Here is a 21,234-nt window from a genome sequence, read left to right as displayed (position 1 = left end):
CCCAGAAAAAAAGACGCCTTTTTAACGGCGTCTTTTTTTGGTTTTTCCGATCAGGCGGGTGACGAGAATCATCGTGACGGACAGCGATCTGTTTTTGCGGTACGCCAAGTATTTCCCGCGCCACTCCGGTTTGTATTTTTCTTTAAAGGCCCGCAGACCGCTGAAGCTGTACATATACCGGACGTTGTTAAAGATGACGGCCGCGATTCTTTCCGACCAGAAGGATGAAAAGGCCGTTCCTACGTTTGACAAAGGCGCCATGCCCATATTAAAGGTGGTGTACCCTTGTTCCTGCGCCCAGAGAAACAGACGGATGAAAAGCGCGTCCATGATACCGTTCGGCGCGTTTTTCCGATAACGCATTAAGTCGACTGATATCTCGCCTTCCTGATACATCGGCATAAGGTTGGCAAAAGCGATGATCTCCCCTTCTGTGTCTTTCACGTAAGCAATCGGGGCCTGTTCCAAATAATCCCGGTCGAAGAAACCGAGAGAAAAGCCTTTCTCTTTTTTCGGTCCGAGCCATTCGTCCGAAATATCTTTCAGTTTGGCGATAAACTCTGAGGAAAACGGCGGTTCCCCGACATGAAACGTGTAGCCTTCGCGGTCAAATTTGTTGTTAATCGCCCGCAGACCCGCTTTTTTCTTTCCTGACAGCGTAAATGCCTCCATATCCACGAGCGCCTCTTCTCCAAGCTTGAAGAAGTTATAGCCGAAGTCATGATACAGCGCCATGTCTTCACGTTCAATCTGATAGAACATGACACTCAGGCCCTGCTTATGCGCCTCATTCAGAAATTCCTCAATTACAAGCGGAAAAGAGTCTTTCTGGCCTGACGGATCACCGAGCACGACAAGCCTTCTGGAAATCTGGCCGAACAATAAAAGTGCTTTGCCGTCGCTTGAGAAATAAAACCGCTTATCCCCGAGAAAGCCGAGGTGGCTGAGCGCGTTTCCGCCTTCTTCCGCCAAAAAGGACTTCAGCCGCTCAGGATCGGCCTCTTCCCCGATCGGCTTCGATCTTTTATGATAAATTGCCGTAAACACAAGGAAAAACAAAGGCACAACAATAATGGCCGTCATCGTGGCGTATGTAATGTGCGAATTGTTATGGACGAAATAATCGTGGCGCAGCAGCCGATTCATTTTATCCCAGATAAAGCCGGCAATGAGATTGTAGTTGAACAAGGCGATAATAAACAGAGCGGCCGCAAAAATCATCTGGCCGAGCGTATACGATGCCTGTTCTCTGATAAACTGCCTCTTTAACAGCACAAGCAATACGATAACGACAGGCAGAATAAAGATCGCGCTGATGTTCAACCCTTTTAAGAAACTGAACACAAAACCGCCGACAAGCGCGGCGACCGCCATTGAATAAGAGCGTTTCGTCCGTTTGTATAGTTCAATCGGCAAAATTAAAAGAATCAAAGCCGCGCTTAACGATAACGCGTTAAACGCAAGAAGCGCCGGATGCGGAATATGCGGAATGACCGTCTCCCTGTCGATCGGCAAGGCGACAGACGCAAGCACGACGACTCCCGACACGAAAACCAAAAGCGCCAGCGAACCGTAAAGCATTCTGATTAAGATGGCGCGCTGCAATACGAGAAGCACGTTCGTCGTTTCCACGGCAGGAGCCATCTTCGGATTTGATTCCAGCCGTTTAAGCGTATTTTCCGTTAAGTCGCCGGCCGCAAAGAACAGCCCGAACACAAACGGAATAAATGAATACACAATCCGGTAGATGACGATGGATGTCACAACCGCCTCCTGCGGAAAGCCCATATTCTGCATGCCGAGCAGAAACAGAAGGTCAAACGAGCCGAATCCTCCCGGCACAAGGCTGATGATTCCCCCGATAGCGGCAATGGCAAATACACCGAATACATGGCGGACATCTGCTTGAATGCCCATGACATACAGTGAATAATACATGACGACGGCTGCCGCAAACCATTCGGCAAACGATGCTCCGATGTATGAAAAAACCGGATGCCTCGGCTTGGCTTCACCATCTTCTGTGTCAGCTTTTTTATTGTTGATCCGGGCGGCGATTAAAGCTGCCGGCACAATCAGCGCCACACCGGCGATGACAGCCCACAGCCACGGCTTCTCGCTTGTGATTTCACCCACCGGGAGCACCCGGGCGACGGTCAGAATACTGAAGACCGACAGCCCGAGCAGAGCTGAAGAAGTAAGCCAAGCGATTCCTGCGACAAGACGTTTTACGTCATTCGTGTGCTCTTTGTAAAGCATCGTCCGCAGTCCGACACCCGCCAGACCGCCGAATCCAAGGACATTGTTAAAGGAATTGGCGATAAAGGAAACCCTGAACACTTTCCAATTCGGAATGTTGAGACGCAGCGTCCGTTTCAGCACAAAATCATAAAAGGACATCGCACTGACGGCAAGGAGGCCGAGCAGAACGAGAATAAATAAATCGTAACGCTCAATCCCATTAATAATGTACAGCGTGCGTTTAAAAGAAAGATCTGTCAATTCCTTTTTGGACTGATAAATGACTAAAAGCAAAACTGCAATAGGAAATAATACTTTTAATATCGATAAGGCATTCTTTTTAGTCAGCAATGTTCTCTCCAATCATCATAAAATAGCTTATTTATTATAATTCCCCCAATAATCTCCAACATATTATACACTACCACCTCATATTCAAACAAAACTCGTCTGCAACTTTCTTTCTCAGATTAAAATCAGTAATATGGTATGCAGGAGTATTAACGAGGAAGTGAGACGATGGATTATAATCTGCATGATACAACGGTATTAGGCGGCGATATTTTTTCTCCTGAGGAACGGGATATTTGGGTTTTGTATATGAAAGTGATGACATCGGCGGGACTCGGCGATGTGTCGGAGTGGATGAAGCTTGATATGAGCATGCCGCAAATGAAAGTGCTGATGCTTCTGAACAACCACGGGACACTGAAGGTGAGTGAAATCGCGGAAAAAATGGGCGCTTCTCTTTCAAATACGACGGGGCTGCTTGACCGTTTGGAAAAATCAAGTTTCATTACACGCGCTCCGTCAGAAGAAGACCGCCGTTCAGTCGTCGTTCAATTAACGGAAAATGCAAAAGATATTTTCCGCAGCCTTTATCAAAAAGGACATGTAAAATTGAAGCGTTCATTGGAAACGCTGACCGTCGAAGAAAAACAAACGGTCAATCAAGGGCTCGCCATTTTGGCAAGAGCGCTTGAATCTTCCAATCAGGCATAGAGATGAAAAAGGCCTGCCGGGATCGGCGGCCTTTTTTTGTTTGACATTTAATTCATTCAAAATGAATAATATATTCAAAGTGAATTAAAAATAGGAGGATTGATCAATATGCCGGAACCATTGCAAACAGAAAAAAACCAGAGCTGGGCGATCACTCTCTTTACGATCGGTGTGTTCATGGCGGCGCTGGACAACGGAATTATTTCCGCTGCTCTGACGACGATTAACAGCTCTTTTGGTGTTTCCCCTTCATGGGGCTCGTGGGGAGTAACCCTTTACACCTTGGGACTCAGTGTCAGTGTGCCGATTGTCGGCAAGCTGTCTGACCGTTACGGGCGGAAAAAGCTGTTTATGATTGAAGTCGGGGTGTTCGGTCTCGGCTCTTTGCTTGTCGCACTCAGTCAAAGCTTCCCGATGTTTTTGGCAGCGCGGCTCATTCAGGCGCTTGGCGGCGGAGGGATTTTTATTATCGGCAGTTCGCATGTCTTGGCTGTGCTTCCGAAGGAGAAACAGGGAAAAGCTCTCGGGCTTTTAGGAGCGATGAACGGTATGGCGGCCGTCCTCGGACCGAATATCGGAAGCTTTTTGCTTGATGTAACCGGGTCGTGGCATTGGCTGTTTTTGATTAATCTGCCGATTGCCGCCGCTTTGGTTGTGTGCGGCGGTTTGTTTATCGCTGAAACGAAAGAGCCTGAGGTGAAAAAGCTTGATCTCGCCGGCACGATGATGCTGTCTCTAGCGATCTTATCCTGCATGATCGGTATTACGAATCTCGATGGGGCGAAGCTGTCAGAAAGCATAATGGACGTAAAGGTGTACGGGTATCTGTTGGGGGCGGGACTTCTCTTTGCGGCGCTGCTTAAAGTCGAAAAACGGGTTGAAAACCGCGGGGGCGATCCGATTCTCGCCTGCTCGCTCCTGCAGAATAAAGTGTTTCAATGGACGCTCGTCATCGGATTTTTATCAGGCGGGCTGCTCGCTGCGGTGATTTTTATTCCTTCTTACGCGGAGCAGTATTTGCATGTATCGGCGGAAAAAGCAGGTTATTGGATGACGCCGCTCGCTTTGGCGTCAGGCATCGGGGCATGGCTCGGCGGGGCGGTCACGGATAAAAAAGGGCCGGTCTTCTCTGCGGTTGTATCAGGCGTCATTGCCTTTACCGGATTCAGCCTGTTTCCGTTATGGGTGACGGATAAATGGGAATTTGTCACGGCGAGTGTGATTGCGGGGATCGGTTTCGGATTTCTGCTCGGAGCTCCGCTGAATGTGCTTGTATCAGAAACGGCGGGTCAAAACAAAGGGACAGCGCTCGGCACGCTGTCACTCGTGAGGCAGGTCGGGCTGACGCTCGCTCCGGCCTTATATGCCGGCTTCATTACAGGCGGCTTTGACCGGATCGGAGATGACATCAAAAAACGTTTAGCGAAAAGCGGCATTCCCGCTGATCAGGCGCAAATGCCCGATATCGGCGGCGGACTTTCTTCGTTGCAGGAACAGGTAAGCCGAATCCCCGTCCCCGCCGTCAAAAAAGCGGTTTCTGATGCGATTGAAGCGGGCGTTGCCAGCGGCTACCACCATCTTTATACGGCAGCCGCCGTCATTTCGTTATGCACGATTGTGTCTGCGGCTGTTTTGGCGTATTTCCGGAAGCCGGCATCCTCTAAGAAAAATGCCAGTCCATCCGCCGGGAAAGCTCAGTAATATGGGCGATGTGATGTTCAGAGTGCCAGACATATAATCCGAGCGCCTGTTCCAGCGTAACCGTCTCCTTAGATACAGGATGGAAAAATGTCCGTTTGAATTGAGCTTCCGTCATGGAGCGCAAAAGAGCGGCCCACCTTCTGTGCAGGATCGTTAACAGCTCAAGCGTATCCCCGCAAGCGGCGGTTTTGGAATCATGGAGATCGGCCCAGCCTTTTTCATCATAAGGACGGATTTCCGGTTCATCCTCCGTTAAGCTCAATTTAAACCGGATATAGCTGTTCATGTGGCTGTCCGCCAGATGGTGAACCACTTGGCGCACAGTCCATCCCCCTTCGCGGTACGGCGTATCGAGCTGACTGTCCGACATCTCTCTGACAGCTTGTTTCAGTTTGGCCGGAGCGTGTTCCAGCGTATTGATCCATTCTTGTTTCTGTCCGGCTGAAATCGATTCAGGCGGCTGATATTCTCCAATCGGATAGCTGAGGGTTTGTGTTTCCATATTGTTCATCTCCCATTGATCGTATTAAGAAAGTATGATGGTGATGTCGCAGCCTTCCGCTTTCGCTTCACGGAAAACCTGAAGCACACTCTCGGCGCCATTTTCAGTCAGCTGCTTGCTTTGTTCAAACTGCCTCCATTCCAAAACGAGCGGGTACTCCACCCATCCGGTCAGACAATCCCATAAAGCGTCCAGGTTTTCACCGTAGTATTCCGGAAGGGCAAGCTCCTTTTTCAATGTCTGGTGGAGGTCGCTGATACTTCTGATTTGTTCCCCGTTAATGACTGCTTTTTTCATGTGCGGCTCCTTTCTTATGATTTTATTCTATCAGTTTACCATTTTTCTCTTCAGAAATGGCCGGATTCTGCCCCGGTTTCAGCTGGACGATGTCCTCCTGTCTCGGACGGCTGCAGATTGGATTTGCCCGGCTGCGCTGCTTTTTTAACAGAGCTGATCCATATAAAGTAGGCGGCCGAAACGCCGCCTTTTTTCAGACTGTGCGGCCCGGGGACGCCGCCGTGCTTCTTTTGCTGTGCTTCGGCTGATACACTTTTCCGACAAACAGGTATCCGTACCTGAAATGGTTGCATCCCCACGATACGAAAATGGGACCGAGCGTGCAGATCAAAAATAACAGCAGGATGGCAGCCGGCAAGGGCATTGACCGCAGATAGCTTTCCAGGAGGTACCCGCTGATTAAAAAGTAGGAGTGGAGCAGATAGATTGAAAACGAATAGTTGCTGATCATCATCACCATCGCGGGCACTTTATTGAGCTTTGAAAACAGATGAAAGCACAGAAAAATAATACTGACCGCATAAATCATAATATCCGGACGCTTAGAAGAAATGGAGCTGCCGCTGACATATGAAACGGCCACAATCAATATCGCCGATACGGCCGCACTGAAGTAAACCGCATAGCGGTACTGATTGATGAGCGCTAAAAAACGCCGGTATTCCTTTCCGCAATAAAATGCCAGACAGAAATAAAACAGCCAGCCCGGAAACGGAACCCAAAAGAACGGAAAAATAGAATCAAGCCCCGATGACGCCGGCGGATGAAGAATTGAAAAATAGCCGAGATAGACGGCATTGATGATAAAAGAAACAGACAGCACCCATGCGGGAGATGTTTTGTTCAGCCAGCGGTGCAGCAGCATATGGAGAATGTAAAATTGAAAGATCACAAGAATGAAGTAGCCGATAAAGTTTCCCAAAAAGACATTTTCTAAAAATTTACCCATCACTGAAACGAAACCGGCGCCTTCTTCTGCCACGCTTTTCATTAAAATGGCATCCACCGCGGCAATAAACAGAAACGGCACGAAAATGACTTTTCCCCTTTTCTTTAAGAAACCCGCGGGCACGCCTTCCGGATAGGACCTGGCAAGCAGAAATTCCGAGATAAAGATAAACGCCGGCGTGCTGAACATCAGCAAGGTCCGGAACGCATCAACCGTATGGGCGGCGCTTGCTAAGGACTCTTCCTGAATCATCAGCACCATTGACATCACGTGCAGCAGAACGACACTTAAGCAGGACAGGCAGCGGATCACGAAAATTTCTTTTATCTGCATGCGGCCGCTCCTTTTTCACAAGCACGGCGGACTTTGGCGTACGCCTGGCGCAGCCGCTTTTCCCGCAGCTCGGGTGTGCTCGTTTTGACGGCGGACATAAAGTTCCGTTCGGCTTTTTGAATGCCGCAAAATTGCAGAATGCCTTTTTTCAGCGTAATCCAGTCCGCGTTTTTCCGGAACCACTTTAAGTGCCGGTTCGGGGAGTCCGCCGTATAAAACACCTGTGCCGTCTCTGCCCGGAGCAGTCCTTTTACACGGCCGTTTTCAAATGTGTAGGCTTCTCCGGCGACAAACACTTTGTCAAAAAAGCCTTTCAGAATCGCCGGAACGCCTCCCCACCACAGCGGGTAAATGAAAATGAGATGATCCGATTCTTTCATCAGTTTCCGGTATTTCTTTGTTTCAGCGTCCCGGTTCATATCCCTCCGCTTTTTTTCATCTCCGACCTTCAGCACGGGATCAAATTGATCGGCGTATAAGTCAATGACGGTATAGCTTCGTCCGCTGTCCTTTAAAGCCATGGCGACGTATTTGACGATCGCCGCATTGAAACTGTTCTCATCCGGATTTGCATACACAATCACCGTCTTCATATGTCCCTCCCAGTATTTTTTAATTTTTACAATGATTATATCATTATGCAGTATGAATAAGGCAAAGACATGATGAAAGGCTTTTTCGCCGACTGAAACGGCGGCCTTCCCTTCTGTCTGTTTCCGGCAGCATTTTGATTCGTTTTAAACAGGATTGAAATGCGGTATCCGACACTTCTGCGTTTTTAAGCAGCCGTATGGTATACTAGCTGTCAAATGAATGGGCTTGGAGGACAACATGAGAATTTTAAAGTACGCGATTTTAGGACTTTTGCGAAAAGGCGAATTGAGCGGATATGATATATCGAGCTATTTTAAAGAAGAGCTAGGCCAGTTTTGGAGCGCAAAGCACAGCCAGATTTATCCGGAATTAAAAAAGCTGACGGCTGAGGGATTCATTACGTTCCGCACTGCGATTCAGGGAACGAAGCTGGAGAAAAAAATGTACACGCTGACTGACAATGGAGAGCGGGAGCTTTGTGCATGGCTGACGAAAAAAGATCCGATTCCGGAAACGGTGAAGGATGAATTTATGCTGAAGGCTTATTTTATCTCAGCTTTGACGAATGAAGAAGCGGATGAGCTATTCACCGATCAGCTCGTAAAGCGAAAGGAGAAGTTGTCCGATCTGGAAAACAGTTATCATGAACTGATGACATCCTCCGAGGAGGCGGATTCCTTTTCTTCTCCGGATTTCGGCCATTATCTCGTGCTGACAAAAGCGCTGGAGCGGGAAAGGAATTATATTTCCTGGCTTGAGCATATTTTGGCTCTCATCAAAAAAGCATAAACAAAACGGGGCGGCTCTGTATGCAAGCCGCCTGTTTACGTTCTGAGACCCGCCGTAATAAACGAATCTGCCATTAAAATAAGAAAAAGCAGACTGAAATAAACAATCGAGTAAAAAAACATCCCTTTCGACCATTGCGTGTCATCCGCTGCTCGAAAACCTTTGACGCTCCGGTACAGCCAGATGGCTCCGAGCAGGAGAGCGGTCGCGGTATAAAACGGGCTGACATCGATATAAAGAGGGACGAGCAGCGAAACCGCAGTCAGAACGGCGATATAGCGCAGCATTTTTATTTTTGTGACACGATTGCCTTTTATAATCGGCAAAAGCGGAATTCCGTCAGCACGATACTCTTCCTTTCGCCTGATTCCGATCGCCCAAAAATGCGGCGGCTGCCACAAAAACATAATCGCATATAACAACACCGCCGGCATATCAATGTACCCGGTCAGGGCGCAATAGCCGATCAAGGGCGGAGCCGCCCCCGGAAAGCTGCCGACAAATGTGCCCAGACGGATTGTCTTTTAAACCAAAGCGTATAAACGACGGCATACAGCAAAAATGCAAGCAGGCCGAGAACGGCGGTCAGTACATGAAGCGAAGCAAGCATGATGAATCCGCATGCGCCGAGACAGGCGCCGTATAGGATCATAACCGGCGGCGGTATTTTACCCGTGACGCTTGCACGGGTGCGGGTTCGCGCCATCTTGGCATCCATGCCGCGGTCAAAGAAGTTATTAAAAACAGTGCTTGATGCCATGACAAGCGCCGTTCCGATCATGGCGATCGTCATAGCGGCAAATATACCGGGCCCTTCGCCCGTCCTTTCAGACTGAAGCCATGCGATCCAAAATCCGCCCAATGCGGCGAGTGAATTTGAGATGATAATTCCCGGTTTGGCAAGAATGATAAAGTCCTTGACCGTCACCCGGTTTCCGTTATGCTTCATCGGCTGTTCCGTCCGTGCTGCATTTGAATTCATTTGTTCGGGTTCTCCTTTTTCGGCTTATCATATCAGGAAGAATCAGGAATCACAATTCATTCTGTCTATTTTTCACACAATTGTAAATTATATATAAAAAGCCGCATCTTGACCGGATGCGGCTCATTTCCTTTACTATTCAAAATCTGCCCATAAAACTCCCTGATCCGGCTTGAAGCGAGCAGATCAATTTCAAACACGGGCATTAAGAAGGCTAATCCCGTATCGTTTTTGTTTTCGGGGAAGTTTTCAAATAAAAAACCTTGCCATTGATGGCAAGGTTTTTTTCTTACAGTGTAAATGCGATATCCGCCCCTGACACAGGGTCTTTGACGAATATGCCATCGTTTTTTTCTTCAATTTCAAAGCCGGCATCAGTCAGCGCTTTTGTCACACGTGACAGCTCTTCATGATGCGGAAGCACGATGGTGTAATAATCCAGCCCGCTTGCGTTTCCCGGTTTCGGCGGCGCGTGTTTTCCGGCCCATATATTCAGACCGATGTGATGGTGATATCCTCCCGCTGAAACAAACAGCGCGGACATGGCCGCGTAATTGCCGACAATGTCAAAACCGAGAATATCGGTGTAAAAAGCCTTGGCTTCCTGTAAATCCGTCACATGGAGATGAATGTGCCCGATAACGGTTCCTTCCGGGAGACGGCTTTTCCGTTCAGCTCCGGCTTCTTCCAAAAGCCCGTCCACATCGACGGGCGCCGTTTGCATGACGTAATTGCCCTCTGCATCGCGCTGCCACGTGCTGCGGGGACGATCGGCGTATATTTCAATGCCGTTTCCGTCCGGATCAGACAGGTAAAGAGCCTCACTGACCGCGTGATCCCCCTGACCGAGCGCGATGCCGTTTTCAATCAGCCGGGCCAATGCGATGCCGAGTTCTTTCCGATCAGGCAGAAGAATCGCGAAATGGTAAAGGCCGGTGACAGACCGCTCCGGCAGAATGACGGCGCCTGGATTTTCTTCAAGCACCAGCAGGACGCGTTTTCCGTCTGCTGACAGTTCTGCGGAACGATCGGTTTGCGAGATGACTTGAAAGCCGATCACATTTTGATAAAAGTCGAGCGACCGCTCCATATTTTTGATGGTCAATTTGACATAACCCAGTGCCGTATCTTGATGAATGCCGGTCATCTGAACGCCTTCTTTCTTATGCTGAAAAAGTTTCTCCCTTTTTTGATTTGAAAAGGAGCTGATCCAATGAAAGCAGACGGCTTCCTGAAAGCGCTAAGTGAATTGACGCAACCAGCAAGATGAAATCAAATTCCGATCCGCCCATAAACGGTGAGGAAAGCTTCGCCGTGAAGATGGCGCCGACTAATGTGATGGCAAACAGAACGCCGATAATGCGCGTTGCCAAGCCGAAAAAGATCAGAACCCCGCCAACCAGTTCAATCGTTGCGATGACATAGACCATAAAGGCCGGAATCCCGATGCTCTGGAAAAATTGCGTTGTGCCTTCTAAACCTTGAAACTTGGATAAACCGTGAACAAAAAAGATAATACCTGTTACAACTCTTAAAAGCAGTGTTCCTGTTTCGAATGATTTATTCATAAAATCCTCCTTGAAAATTATTATCACTTACTTTATGTAAGCTAGTATATATACATAACTTATTTACGTCAAGTAATTTCGTTACATTTAACGAAAATAACTTAAAAGTACTAGTTATCCCCGCAAAAAAAGACCTCCGCACTCTGTCGGAGGTCTTTGTTCCTATTTATGATTCCCTGAACTGGCTTTCATATAATTCCCGGTAAAAACCGTTCTGGCTGAGAAGTTCGGCATGGGTTCCTTTTTCAGCCATTTCGCCGTCTTTCAGCACAAGAATCTGATCGGCTTTTTGAATCGTATTCAGCCTGTGAGCGATGATGACGCTTGTTCTGCCCGCCATTAAACGGCCGAGCGCTTCTTGTATTTTCACTTCCGTCACCGTATCAATGTTGCTTGTCGCTTCATCCAAAATGAGCAGAACCGGGTCGGCCAGCACAGCTCTCGCAATGGAAATGAGCTGTTTTTGGCCTTGGCTGATGCCCGCGCCGTTTTGGGTAAGAACGGTATCGTAGCCTTTGGGGAGCCGTTCAATGAATCCGTGGGCATTGGCGGCTTTAGCGGCTTCCTCCACCTCTAAGTCAGATGCATCCAAGCGGCCGTAGCGGATATTTTCCCTGATGGTGCCCTGAAAAAGAAATGAATCCTGCAGGACAAACCCCATATTTTTTCTCAGACTGGATCTCGTCAGTTTTTTGATGTCCGTTCCGTCGATAAGAATTTTCCCTTCATTCGGCTCGTAAAAGCGGGCGATCAGACTTGTGACGGTTGTTTTACCCGCTCCGGTCGGGCCGACAAAGGCGATTGACTGTCCTTGCGGAACGCTGAAGGACAGATGTTTTAAGATCAGGCTGTCTTCCTGATAGCCGAAGGAGACATCTCGGAATTCAATCTCTCCCGTTTTGATCGGCTGGTACAGCGCATGCTCTTCGTCTTCCCGCTCCTCTTTTTCATCAAGCACGTCAAACACCCGTTCAGCCCCGGCGATGGCCGATAACATCGTGTTGAACTGATTGGCTAAATCATTCAGAGGGCGCGTGAACTGCCGTGAGTATTCGGCGAATACGACGATGGAACCGATTGAGATCCACCCTTTCAGCGCAAACAGCCCGCCGACCGCCGCTATAATCGTAAAGCTTAAATTGTTTAAAGAGTTCATTACTTTCGGAATGAATCCCGAAATGGTCTGCGCCCAAAATCCCGATGATTTTAACGCCGCGTTTTTTTCTAAAAATTGCTCCATGACGCGGTCTTCCCTCGAGTAGGCTTTAATGACTTTCGCTCCTGATATCGACTCTTCAATAAAACCGTTCAGCTCGCCGAGGTTTTTCTGTTGCTGCTTAAAGAGCAGTCCCGTCCGGCTGGTGATCCATTTAATGCTCAAAAACATGATCGGAATAATCAAGAGCGTGATCAATGTTAAAAGCGGGCTCATGTACAGCATGACGGCGATTGTGCCGACGAATGTAATGACGCTCGACAGCACCTGAATGACTGATGTATTTAAAGTGGAGCTGACATTTTCAATATCATTGGTGACCCGGCTCATCAAGTCGCCGAGCCGCTGTTTATCAAAAAACGGAATCGGCAGTTCATGCAGATGAGTAAACAGCTCGCTCCGCATTTTAAACACGGTGCTTTGAGAAATATTGATCATCCAATAGTTTTGAAACCATAAGGACAATGATTGCACGAGGTAAATCCCAAACAGTATGAACAGCACCCCCGCCAATCCGTCTGTCGTCCGCCCGACGATGAAATGATCAATCGCTTTCCCGATGACGAACGGTCCGAGGAGGCCAAATATGGCGCTTATGACTACCATGATGATCACGAGGGACAAAAGCCCTTTTTTCTCGGCTACATAAGACCAGATCCTGCGCAGCGTGCCTTTTGTATCTTTTGCTTTCGCGCGTTTTCTGCCGCCTTCATTTGATTTGAGCGGTATTTTCGGATATCGGAAAGGTTTACGAATGTCTTTCTGCACTGTCAGCTCCCTCCTTTCCGAATTGTGATTCATAAATCTGCCGGTACAAATGAGACTCTGCCATCAGCTCTTGGTGCGTGCCTTTTGCCAGCAGCTCGCCGTCTTCAAGCAATAAGATGGTGTCAGCCTTTATCGCGGTCGTTATTTTTTGTGTAATAATCAGTGTCGTACATTCATAAGACCTGATCGCCTTTAAAAGCTTTGCTTCCGTCTGAAGATCCAGCGCGCTCGTACTGTCATCTAACAGCAGGAGGGACGGCTTTCTGATAAAAGCGCGCTCGATGGAAATACGCTGCTTCTGCCCGCCTGACAAATTGACGCCCCGCTGTCCCAGCACCGTGTCGTATCCGTTTGACAGCTTCATAATGGTTTCATGGATTTGCGCGTCTTTGGCCGCTTCCATTACTTCATCTAGTGAAGCATCCTCCCGCCCCCATGCGATATTTTCACGGATTGTGCCTGAAAACAGGAGTACTTCCTGCGGAACATAGCCGATTTCCCTGCGCAGTCCACGAGCGGAGAATTCACTGATCGGTTTGCCGTCAATGAAAATACTGCCCGAATCAGCCGTGTACAGGCGCGGAATCAGCTGAAAGAGCGTTGATTTTCCTGAGCCCGTCGCGCCCATAATGGCAACCGTCTCTTTCGGATTGGCAGAAAAGGAAACGTGATGCAGCGCGTCTTTTTCCATGCCCGGATAGCGGAAGGACACTTCGCGAAACTCAACGCCGCCTTCAAGCGTCTGTGCCGGGTCGTGCCCCGTCCCCTCGCCGCCTTCTGTTTCCAGCACCTCGCCGATTCTTTCTCCGGAAGCTTTCGCCCGGGAAAATACCATGATAAGAAAAGGAAGGACGGACAGCGCGCCTGTAATCCGCGTCGCATAGTTAATGACGGAAACGACATCGCCGACCTGCGCTCCGCCCTGATCAATGCTTTTGGCGCCGAACCATAAGATAAATAAAATGCAAATGTTCATCAACAGCATTAAGATCGGCATCGCCGCTTCCACGAGCCGAAAAGCGGAGACTGTCTTTTCCATCAGCTTCGTATTTGATTGCAAAAAACGTTTCACTTCGTGGTTTGCACGGAGGAGCGCTTTAATCAGTTTGATCGCCGTCAGGTTTTCCTGCATGATCGTGTTGACCTGATCGAGCCGCTTTTGTACAGATCGAAACAGCGCGCCGCCTCTTTTCAGCACCCACAGTAAAAACAAAAGTAAAATCGGCACCGTGACCAGCAGAAAAAACCCGAGTTTCGCATTGACGGTCAGCGAGAGAATAATACCGCCCGCGATCATTAACGGCGCCCGGAGCATAAATCGGAGACTCATAAAAAGCATATTCTGGACCTGCGTCACATCGTTTGTCAGCCTAGTGATAAATGATGTGGATGAGAATTGCGCAAACGTCGAATAGGAGAAGGATTGAATTTTTTGAAAAAGTCCTTTTCGCGTATCATACGCATAGCTCTGGCTGATATGGGCGGAGTAGAAAGAATTTAAAATGCCCGAGGCGAATGAAACAACGGTCAGTCCGATCATCACGCCGCCCCACAGCCAGACCGTTCCGAGCTCCTGCTTCAAAATTCCTTCGTCAATGATTTTCCCGATCAGCAGGGGCTGTATCAGCTCTACCGCAAGCTCGATGAGCATGAAAAACAGAGCGATCCCCGCCAACAGAGAATACGGTTTTACATATGATAAAGCCTTTGACATGTGTAAGCCTCCAAATTCTTTGTTCAGTTGTATGTATATTTATTTTATTTGTTTGTCGTAAATGAATAAAGGATTAACCCTTGAACCCGCACTTTTATTATGTACTTTATGAAGAAAAAACGGAAATCATTGAAGACCAAAATTGAAGAATAAGGGATGCAGATATATGGAGGCTGTCTTTTCTTTTTACCAGCTTTCTGAACCGGAGCCTTGATTTTAAAATGAATTAGCGGAGCCTTTAAAAAGGCGTCCGCTAGTCATTTATGCTTTGTCATTTCATTTAACGAATAAAAACGAGAGCGACCCCGAATCCTTTATCAGCATCAAACTCTTTGATCACTTTCATGACCTGCCAGCGCTGGTCTGGAGAATCGGATTTTGTGGCAATCCCATTATGAGCGTGAATAAAATCTCCCGCTTCCACAGTCTCATCGCATCTGACAAATACCTGACCGATAAGCCCGACAATGTTCCACTCGTCTCTTTCTTGTCTTGAAGCGTAGTCTTCTTCAGGCCGAAAGTCCGGATTTTCTTTTGGCGCCATGACCGTATGGCCGTTTGCATCTTTCTGTTCTTCATAAACATAGCCGCCAAACTCATTCTTTACGTATCGTCCCGACCAGTGAAAACTCGACTCACCAAGAATTACTCCGGCAGTCTCGGAAATAACCCCAAGCATGAGATCACCCTTTTCAGCCGGTCTGATCTTATCACCTTCAAGTGTGACAAGTGTTCCCGTCGGAATCTTCTCCCCGCTCAGGCTCTCAAAGTACTCAGCGTAGTCAGAGAAGGTCGAGGAACCTGTTACGCCTCCCGAAGCCTTAATTGTTCCTTCTTTTGCGTGAAGCTCAATTTTTCTGTTTGCCGATGACGGAGTGCTGCCGGCACCCCAGCCCCATACAGTTGAGTTAGCTTGTGGGTTAATCGTATTATATGAACCGATTACCCCGGATTGAGAACCACCTGCAGCCTGTCCCCGGACAGAACCGACGACAAAGCCATTAGTTCCTGTAACGTGGGAATCTTTAGATGCCATAACAGAAGATCCTTTATGTTTAAACAACTCATACGGTGTTTTTTTACCGCCTACATTAAATGTTGTTTCATATCCCTGAAAATCAATATTTGATATATTCAGATCCGGACCCGAAGAATAGAGTCCGACCGTTCCGCTGCTGGCTCCCAATCTATGCCCGTATACATTGCTCACTGTGCAATTATCAACGCCGCCGCCAAAAGCAAGACCCGTCGTGCCGCCGTCAACTAGAAAAACGCCGTCAATCATGCACTTTCCTACCGCATTTTCTCCGCCGAGAACATAAAGATCATGAGCAGCGGAGCGGAACCCGCGGACCGTAATATTCTTCAGATTGACATACCGTCCTTTGTAATAAATCATAATGATCGTGTCATTGCTGTAATCATATGATCGATCTTCACAAATCGCCTGGAAATTCACTATATTAACTGAATCATAGCCCGAAACAACCAAAGCACTCGCTCCGACGCCTTTATATATAGAATTTTGTTTAGGATTTGTTGCCTGGCAATTTACTAATTGAACATCATGGGCAGTTTTTGATGTCGGCTCAGTCGATAAATGGTGGCCAATATGTCTAATACAAAAACCAATGGCATTTTCGTAAGCACGGCAATTAGCTAGCTGAACCCGTTTAGCTGCCGGTGCATAGTCATGCGCCTTAATTTCAAAACCGCGGGCGCCGCCAATTGCAACACAGCTATCTACAAATACATCTTGGGAACCGTCATCGATCTCAAAGCAATTTGAATTTGACGTGCCATTCCCATTTCCCATCGGGTGATAGGAAATACAATGACTAAAAGTAGTATGGTACCCGAAATGACAAGTAAAGTTATCATCGCCGGACCCTGTTGCTTCACAATGAGAAAACGTTACAAAGTTACAGCCATTGGGCTGATAATAAGTCGGGTCGTCCATTTCTCCATGTCTGTTATAGTTCGGGCTTGTAGAATCAAAGCCGTGCAGGCCGCCGTTCTTCGCAAACACATGTTCGACAAAAGAATAGTCCACATTCGCAAAAAGCAGACAGCTTGAAGTGGGCCCTTTCGGAATCTTCCAGCCGGCAGGACGCGTATCCTTATTCCAGTCCAGCGTGAGATGGCCGACGTAAATATTTTCATTACCGTTCGTATAGTCACTGTTGGTCAGAACAGAACGGCCGACAGGTGTTTCGTCTAATAACTTAATGACCGTTCTTTTCTTACCTGCTCCGACAAGCATTGTATTTGACGGAACAAACAATCCCGATGTTCTGAATACACCTGCGGGAACGGTTACGACATAACCTCCGTCGGCCATCGCATCATGAAATGCTTGCGTATCATCTGTTACTCCGTCACCTTTAGCCCCAAAATCCATAACGTTTCGCTCTGTAACGTGTTCAAACCTGTTTTCATACATTTTAAGTCTTTCGTTTAAGTTTTCATAAGTTGACGTGCCATCGTTAAGGGCGGCACCGATTTTGCTGTCAATCGCTTCAAAGTTTTGAGCAATGCTTTCAACTTCAACACCCTCAGTTTTATCAGGTTTGTAAAGTCCTAAGAAAGTCGTATAGTTTGTCATTGGTTTGCCTCCTATTTTTAATAGCTAATTAAAACACCGAACATCACAGAAGTCATTCACTCCTGCATGTACAGGTGGCAAAGGTATGACAAATTCAGACATTTTTTCAACACACATAAAAAGAGCGCCGGATAAACCAGCGCTCTTCCCGTTCTGCACACAGCCTGCTGCTGCGGTATGCTAACCGTTCAGTATTTTCTCAACACGCTCCCGCATTTGCGGCACGCCTAATCCGACGATGACCTGAAGCGCCCTGCCTTTTCTGACGACGCCGTGGGCGCCCAGCTCTCTGAAATCGGCATCACTTTTGACTTTTGAATCATCAGCGACAGTGACGCGGAGACGGGTGGCGCAATTGGTGACCTCCATAATATTGTCTTTTCCGCCAAGCGCCTCAATATACAAAGCGGCTGTATCCCGCTGTGTTTCGTCTGCCGCCGCTGTTTCTTTTGAAGCCTGCTTCCGTTCTCTGTACTCCTTTTTCGAATAGAGCTTTGTTTCCTGCCCTTCTTCTTTTTCTCTGCCCGGTGTGGCGATGTTGAATTTGAGAATGAGGAAACGGAAGACGAAAAAGTAAATGGCGGTAAAGCACAATCCGATGATGATCTGGTATACATACGTCATGCCGTGGCTTGACGCCAGCGGGATCCAGTTTAAGGTCGCCGTTTCAATCAAGCCGCCGCCCATATTTCCGACGACGCCGGCCATATACATGACGGTTGCCATAGAAGCGGCAAGCAAAGCGTGAACCGCAAATAAAAACGGCGAGATAAAAAGGAATGTAAATTCAATCGGCTCCGTAATCCCGGCGATAATGGATGTCAAGGTGACCGGAATCAACAGGCCGGCGACGATTTTTTTCTTTTCCTTTGAAGCCGTGGCGTAAAAGGCGAGCGCGATTCCCGGAATGCCGAAGATTTTCGAGTTGCCGTGAAGTGCGAAGCCCCCCTGCGGGAACAATTCTTTCAGCGGTTTGACGCTTTGGGAGTATTCTCCGAGATGCTGCGCCCAATAGGTGACGATACCGCCTTCAGCCACAGCCGGACCGTAAACAAACGGCGAGTAAATAAAATGATGCAGGCCCGTCGGAATTAAGATCCGCTCCAAGAATGTGTAAATCCACACGCCGATTGCCCCGGAAGAAACGAGAAAGCTTTGCAGTGATCCGATTCCGGACTGAACCATCGGCCATACGTATGCCACCGCGAGTGAAATCGGTATCATAATGAAAAAAGAAATAATGACGATGTACGAAGATCCTTGAAAAATTCCCAGGAAATCCGGCAGTTTTTTATCAAAATACCGATTGTGCAAATAAACGACAATAGATGAAATAAAGATGGCGCCGATAATATTCGTATCAAGCGTTTTGATGCCGGCGATCATCGTCAGCCCGCTCGTTCCGCCGACTTCCTGATTCATATCGACATGAAAAGCCCCGCCCCAAACCGTCAGAATCGCATTGATAAAGTAATTGAATGTCAGATATACTGTAAGCGCTTCCAAACAAGCCCGCGCCTGCGCTTTTTTCGCTAAAGCGACAGGTATGCCGATCGCAAACAGGAGCGGCATTTGATTAAAGACGGTCCAGCCGCCCTGTTCAATGACGTACCAGCATTGATACCAAAGCCCGTCAGGATCACCCAGCGGCCCCATCAGTGTTTTATTTTTAAAGAGCGTACTCAGACCGACAATAATGCCGGAAAATGCAAATAACAAAACAGGCACAAACATCGCGCTGCCGAAGCGCTGGACTTTTTGCATCATTTCATGTGACCTCCCGCTATTTATCAAAATTTTCAAGCTCTTCATAATCAACATATGCACGGAATAACGCTTCGCCCACCAGAAAAAACGGGGCAAATGCGACGATTTCCGTTTTATCGCTTAACGTCACCGGCTTGCTGGTCGCATAAAGGTTATACGGCGTTGTTTGCGCCAGTACGTTGTTTTTCAGATTGGTGATTGAAATAAACGGAACTCCCTTTGCGGACAGGGTCCTTACCTGCGGAATTAATTCGGGTGTTTCCCCGGATAAAGAAATGATGATGAATACGTCATCGACCTTAAAATCGTCACACATGATATCAAACTCTGTTATGTCCTGAATTAAAATCAGATACTTCCGCCGGGATACAAACATCCGCTGCAGCTCACGGGCGCACACCCTCTGAGCCGTGCCCGATCCGTAAACGAAAATCCGTTTTGCTTCATCTATCAGCCGGCACATCTCCGTCATATCTTTTGACTTCACGTATTTTACGTTGGCTTCAATATCATCCAGAAGCTTTTCAAACGTCATATTCTCGCCCTCTTCAGGCTGATCCTCCCATTTCAGAAAAACCCGGAATTCACTGTAGCCGCTGAAGCCGAGTTTTTGGGCCAGCCGCAGGATGGAAGACCGAGAGACATTGCAGGCTTTCGCCATATCATTGATACCGAGATGGTAGCACGTATGCTTATTGTTCAATATATATTTTAAAATATAAAAATCGTTGTCATTTAATTTCGCGTAATGCTGATTAACCAGTTCTTCAAGACTCATTCCAAAATCCCCCCGTTTTCTTTCTATTATATAGAATAACAGATGAAGAAAACGGGGAAGATTGTCATCAGGAAATATGCGACCGACTTACGTCAAGCTCAGGCCAGTAGTCTTTATTAGCCTCCATCAGATCTTCAAGGATCAGTCTTGCCACACGGGCATTCGGCACTGTTTTTGACAGGATCAGCGCCTGCCACAGCTTTTGAAATGACCGTTCTTCCCAAGCTTCAACCGTCAGTTTTTCGACAGATAACTGCTGCTCCATCAGGCCTTTTTGAAATTGCGGAATGTTCCCGACTGAGAGCGGTTCCGGTCCGTTTGAACCTACGAGACAAGGAATCTCAACCATGGCTGATGAATCAAAGTTTGCGATCGCGCCGTTATTTTCAACGATTAACAGCATTCTCTCCCCGGTGTTGTAAGCGATGGCCCGGGCAAGGTCGACGATATAGGAAGCATGATCGTCAATTTTAATTTCACTGTTTTCCGACGACTGTTCACGTGTAATCATGTCACATTGGCTGAAGATGAAAGCTTCGCGCCCTTCCATGACTTCGTTGGCTCTCGTATGATTCGGATTTGATTTTTTCACCATATCATCCGGGAATAAGTAATATTGCAGATACGTGTTCGGAAGCGTATCCGGATCGGCCGCCTGAACATCGCGCGCTTTTTTGAATGTGTCATTCCAGCTTGCTTCAGTCTGCTCTGCCTCTGTCTTCGGAACGTAGCCATATTCACGGACATGCTCTTTCAGCTTCGGCATTAAATCATTGCCGTGCTGATCTGTAATGGAAGTCCACCAGCCGAAGTGGTTCAAGCCGTAATAGCGGACGTTCATTTCTTTTCGGGAAGATAATCCGAGGATGTTCGCCATGCGATCCTCGATTCCGACCGGCATGTCGCAGATGTTCAATATTTTTGAATTCGGTCTGAGGCGCCGTGTAGCTTCGGCCACAATCGCCGCCGGATTGGAGTAATTCAGCATCCATGCTTCAGGCGAGTACGTTTCCATATAATCAAGGATTTCCAGAACACCGCCGATCGACCGCATGCCGTATGCGATTCCGCCCGGCCCGCATGTTTCCTGTCCGACCACGCCGTACTTCAGCGGGATTTGTTCATCAAGCGCGCGCATCGCATATTTCCCGACGCGGATATGCGCCATAACGAAATCAACATCCGTAAAAGCCGTCTCTGGGTCATCAGTCGCCAAAAATTCAATGTCCGGCGCTTTTTCTTTTAAGAATACCTCACACGCACCCGCAATCCGCTCCTGCCTTTCTTTATCATTGTCATAAAGTTTCAGCTTTCTGATCGGAAACTCTTCCAGGTGATTCAAAAGCATTAATACAATTCCGGGGGTAAATGTGCTGCCGCCGCCTGCAATAACGATTGAGAATGATTTGTCTGTCATGTGAAGCCCTC

16 protein-coding genes and 1 pseudogene are annotated in these 21,234 nt (G+C 47.8%); 3 read left to right on the top strand and 14 right to left on the bottom strand.

The genetic code is table 11. The annotated features are described in order from the left end of the window. Positions 1 to 21: 21 nt before the first annotated feature. Positions 22 to 2,592 carry a bifunctional lysylphosphatidylglycerol flippase/synthetase MprF gene (gene mprF, locus ACW5MY_RS04410; RefSeq protein ID WP_014469926.1) on the bottom strand — a complete coding sequence of 857 codons (2,571 nt, stop codon included), beginning with the start codon at positions 2,590 to 2,592 and terminating at the stop codon, positions 22 to 24. A 168-nt stretch (positions 2,593 to 2,760) separates the two neighbouring features. Between mprF and ACW5MY_RS04405 the strand changes: the two genes are divergently transcribed. After that, the gene (locus tag ACW5MY_RS04405; protein ID WP_013351428.1) at positions 2,761 to 3,243 is read left to right on the top strand and encodes a MarR family transcriptional regulator; all 483 of its coding nucleotides are present in this window, start codon (positions 2,761 to 2,763) and stop codon (positions 3,241 to 3,243) included. 108 nt (positions 3,244 to 3,351) lie between these two features. Next, positions 3,352 to 4,944, top strand: coding sequence for an MFS transporter (locus ACW5MY_RS04400; RefSeq protein ID WP_289394217.1), 1,593 nt, complete (start codon positions 3,352 to 3,354; stop codon positions 4,942 to 4,944). Here ACW5MY_RS04400 and bstA read toward each other — a convergent pair. From bstA to ACW5MY_RS04380, 4 genes are all read right to left on the bottom strand, one after another. Then, the gene (gene bstA, locus ACW5MY_RS04395) at positions 4,904 to 5,446 is read right to left on the bottom strand and encodes a bacillithiol transferase BstA (protein WP_013351426.1); all 543 of its coding nucleotides are present in this window, start codon (positions 5,444 to 5,446) and stop codon (positions 4,904 to 4,906) included. The genes ACW5MY_RS04400 and bstA overlap by 41 nt on opposite strands. A gap of 24 nt (positions 5,447 to 5,470) precedes the next feature. Next, positions 5,471 to 5,743, bottom strand: coding sequence for a ribonuclease inhibitor Barstar (locus tag ACW5MY_RS04390; RefSeq protein ID WP_013351425.1), 273 nt, complete (start codon positions 5,741 to 5,743; stop codon positions 5,471 to 5,473). Between the two features lie 193 nt (positions 5,744 to 5,936). Beyond that, the gene (locus ACW5MY_RS04385; RefSeq protein ID WP_289394216.1) at positions 5,937 to 7,025 is read right to left on the bottom strand and encodes an acyltransferase family protein; all 1,089 of its coding nucleotides are present in this window, start codon (positions 7,023 to 7,025) and stop codon (positions 5,937 to 5,939) included. After that, entirely contained in the window at positions 7,016 to 7,618 is a 603-nt protein-coding gene (locus tag ACW5MY_RS04380) for an NAD(P)H-dependent oxidoreductase (RefSeq protein WP_462061677.1), read from the bottom strand. The genes ACW5MY_RS04385 and ACW5MY_RS04380 overlap by 10 nt, the downstream gene beginning before the upstream one ends. A gap of 238 nt (positions 7,619 to 7,856) precedes the next feature. Between ACW5MY_RS04380 and ACW5MY_RS04375 the strand changes: the two genes are divergently transcribed. Further along, positions 7,857 to 8,408, top strand: a complete 552-nt coding sequence (locus tag ACW5MY_RS04375) for a PadR family transcriptional regulator (protein ID WP_013351422.1) — start codon at positions 7,857 to 7,859, stop codon at positions 8,406 to 8,408. Positions 8,409 to 8,443: 35 nt separating this feature from the next. Here the strand turns inward: ACW5MY_RS04375 and cyoE are convergent. From cyoE to glvA, 9 genes and pseudogenes are all read right to left on the bottom strand, one after another. After that, positions 8,444 to 9,390: pseudogene (gene cyoE, locus ACW5MY_RS04370) on the bottom strand (heme o synthase). A gap of 289 nt (positions 9,391 to 9,679) precedes the next feature. Further along, complete coding sequence (locus ACW5MY_RS04365; protein WP_014469921.1) at positions 9,680 to 10,537, bottom strand: VOC family protein; 858 nt, start codon at positions 10,535 to 10,537, stop codon at positions 9,680 to 9,682. 16 nt (positions 10,538 to 10,553) lie between these two features. Beyond that, positions 10,554 to 10,958, bottom strand: coding sequence for a DoxX family protein (locus ACW5MY_RS04360; protein ID WP_013351420.1), 405 nt, complete (start codon positions 10,956 to 10,958; stop codon positions 10,554 to 10,556). 166 nt (positions 10,959 to 11,124) lie between these two features. Continuing rightward, positions 11,125 to 12,942: an ABC transporter ATP-binding protein gene (locus ACW5MY_RS04355; RefSeq protein WP_013351419.1), complete on the bottom strand. Its 1,818-nt coding sequence runs from the start codon at positions 12,940 to 12,942 to the stop codon at positions 11,125 to 11,127. Then, positions 12,923 to 14,656 carry an ABC transporter ATP-binding protein gene (locus ACW5MY_RS04350; RefSeq protein ID WP_462061674.1) on the bottom strand — a complete coding sequence of 578 codons (1,734 nt, stop codon included), beginning with the start codon at positions 14,654 to 14,656 and terminating at the stop codon, positions 12,923 to 12,925. The genes ACW5MY_RS04355 and ACW5MY_RS04350 overlap by 20 nt, the downstream gene beginning before the upstream one ends. Positions 14,657 to 14,936: 280 nt before the next feature. Beyond that, complete coding sequence (locus tag ACW5MY_RS04345; protein ID WP_014471580.1) at positions 14,937 to 17,261, bottom strand: peptidase G2 autoproteolytic cleavage domain-containing protein; 2,325 nt, start codon at positions 17,259 to 17,261, stop codon at positions 14,937 to 14,939. 180 nt (positions 17,262 to 17,441) lie between these two features. Next, positions 17,442 to 19,028, bottom strand: coding sequence for an alpha-glucoside-specific PTS transporter subunit IIBC (locus ACW5MY_RS04340; protein WP_014471579.1), 1,587 nt, complete (start codon positions 19,026 to 19,028; stop codon positions 17,442 to 17,444). A gap of 16 nt (positions 19,029 to 19,044) precedes the next feature. Then, positions 19,045 to 19,806, bottom strand: a complete 762-nt coding sequence (locus ACW5MY_RS04335) for a MurR/RpiR family transcriptional regulator (RefSeq protein WP_013351415.1) — start codon at positions 19,804 to 19,806, stop codon at positions 19,045 to 19,047. A gap of 67 nt (positions 19,807 to 19,873) precedes the next feature. Then, complete coding sequence (gene glvA / locus ACW5MY_RS04330) at positions 19,874 to 21,223, bottom strand: maltose-6'-phosphate glucosidase (RefSeq protein ID WP_462061673.1); 1,350 nt, start codon at positions 21,221 to 21,223, stop codon at positions 19,874 to 19,876. Positions 21,224 to 21,234 lie beyond the last annotated feature (11 nt).

The organism is Bacillus sp. Bwzl_19 (assembly GCF_054900515.1).
Note: the sequence above shows the minus strand (reverse complement) of the source record. Positions and strands in the feature narration are given on the sequence as shown.

Excerpts from the sequence above, each read along its gene's own strand:
- ACW5MY_RS04350 (WP_462061674.1), bottom strand. The coding sequence starts at position 14,656 with ATGTCAAAGGCTTTATCATATGTAAAACCGTATTCTCTGTTGGCGGGG.
- ACW5MY_RS04385 (WP_289394216.1), bottom strand. The coding sequence starts at position 7,025 with ATGCAGATAAAAGAAATTTTCGTGATCCGCTGCCTGTCCTGCTTAAGT.
- glvA (WP_462061673.1), bottom strand. The coding sequence starts at position 21,223 with ATGACAGACAAATCATTCTCAATCGTTATTGCAGGCGGCGGCAGCACA.
- ACW5MY_RS04405 (WP_013351428.1), top strand. The coding sequence starts at position 2,761 with ATGGATTATAATCTGCATGATACAACGGTATTAGGCGGCGATATTTTT.
- ACW5MY_RS04380 (WP_462061677.1), bottom strand. The coding sequence starts at position 7,618 with ATGAAGACGGTGATTGTGTATGCAAATCCGGATGAGAACAGTTTCAAT.
- ACW5MY_RS04360 (WP_013351420.1), bottom strand. The coding sequence starts at position 10,958 with ATGAATAAATCATTCGAAACAGGAACACTGCTTTTAAGAGTTGTAACA.
- ACW5MY_RS04375 (WP_013351422.1), top strand. The coding sequence starts at position 7,857 with ATGAGAATTTTAAAGTACGCGATTTTAGGACTTTTGCGAAAAGGCGAA.
- ACW5MY_RS04365 (WP_014469921.1), bottom strand. The coding sequence starts at position 10,537 with ATGACCGGCATTCATCAAGATACGGCACTGGGTTATGTCAAATTGACC.
- ACW5MY_RS04345 (WP_014471580.1), bottom strand. The coding sequence starts at position 17,261 with ATGACAAACTATACGACTTTCTTAGGACTTTACAAACCTGATAAAACT.
- ACW5MY_RS04400 (WP_289394217.1), top strand. The coding sequence starts at position 3,352 with ATGCCGGAACCATTGCAAACAGAAAAAAACCAGAGCTGGGCGATCACT.
- ACW5MY_RS04340 (WP_014471579.1), bottom strand. The coding sequence starts at position 19,028 with ATGATGCAAAAAGTCCAGCGCTTCGGCAGCGCGATGTTTGTGCCTGTT.
- ACW5MY_RS04335 (WP_013351415.1), bottom strand. The coding sequence starts at position 19,806 with ATGAGTCTTGAAGAACTGGTTAATCAGCATTACGCGAAATTAAATGAC.
- ACW5MY_RS04390 (WP_013351425.1), bottom strand. The coding sequence starts at position 5,743 with ATGAAAAAAGCAGTCATTAACGGGGAACAAATCAGAAGTATCAGCGAC.
- bstA (WP_013351426.1), bottom strand. The coding sequence starts at position 5,446 with ATGGAAACACAAACCCTCAGCTATCCGATTGGAGAATATCAGCCGCCT.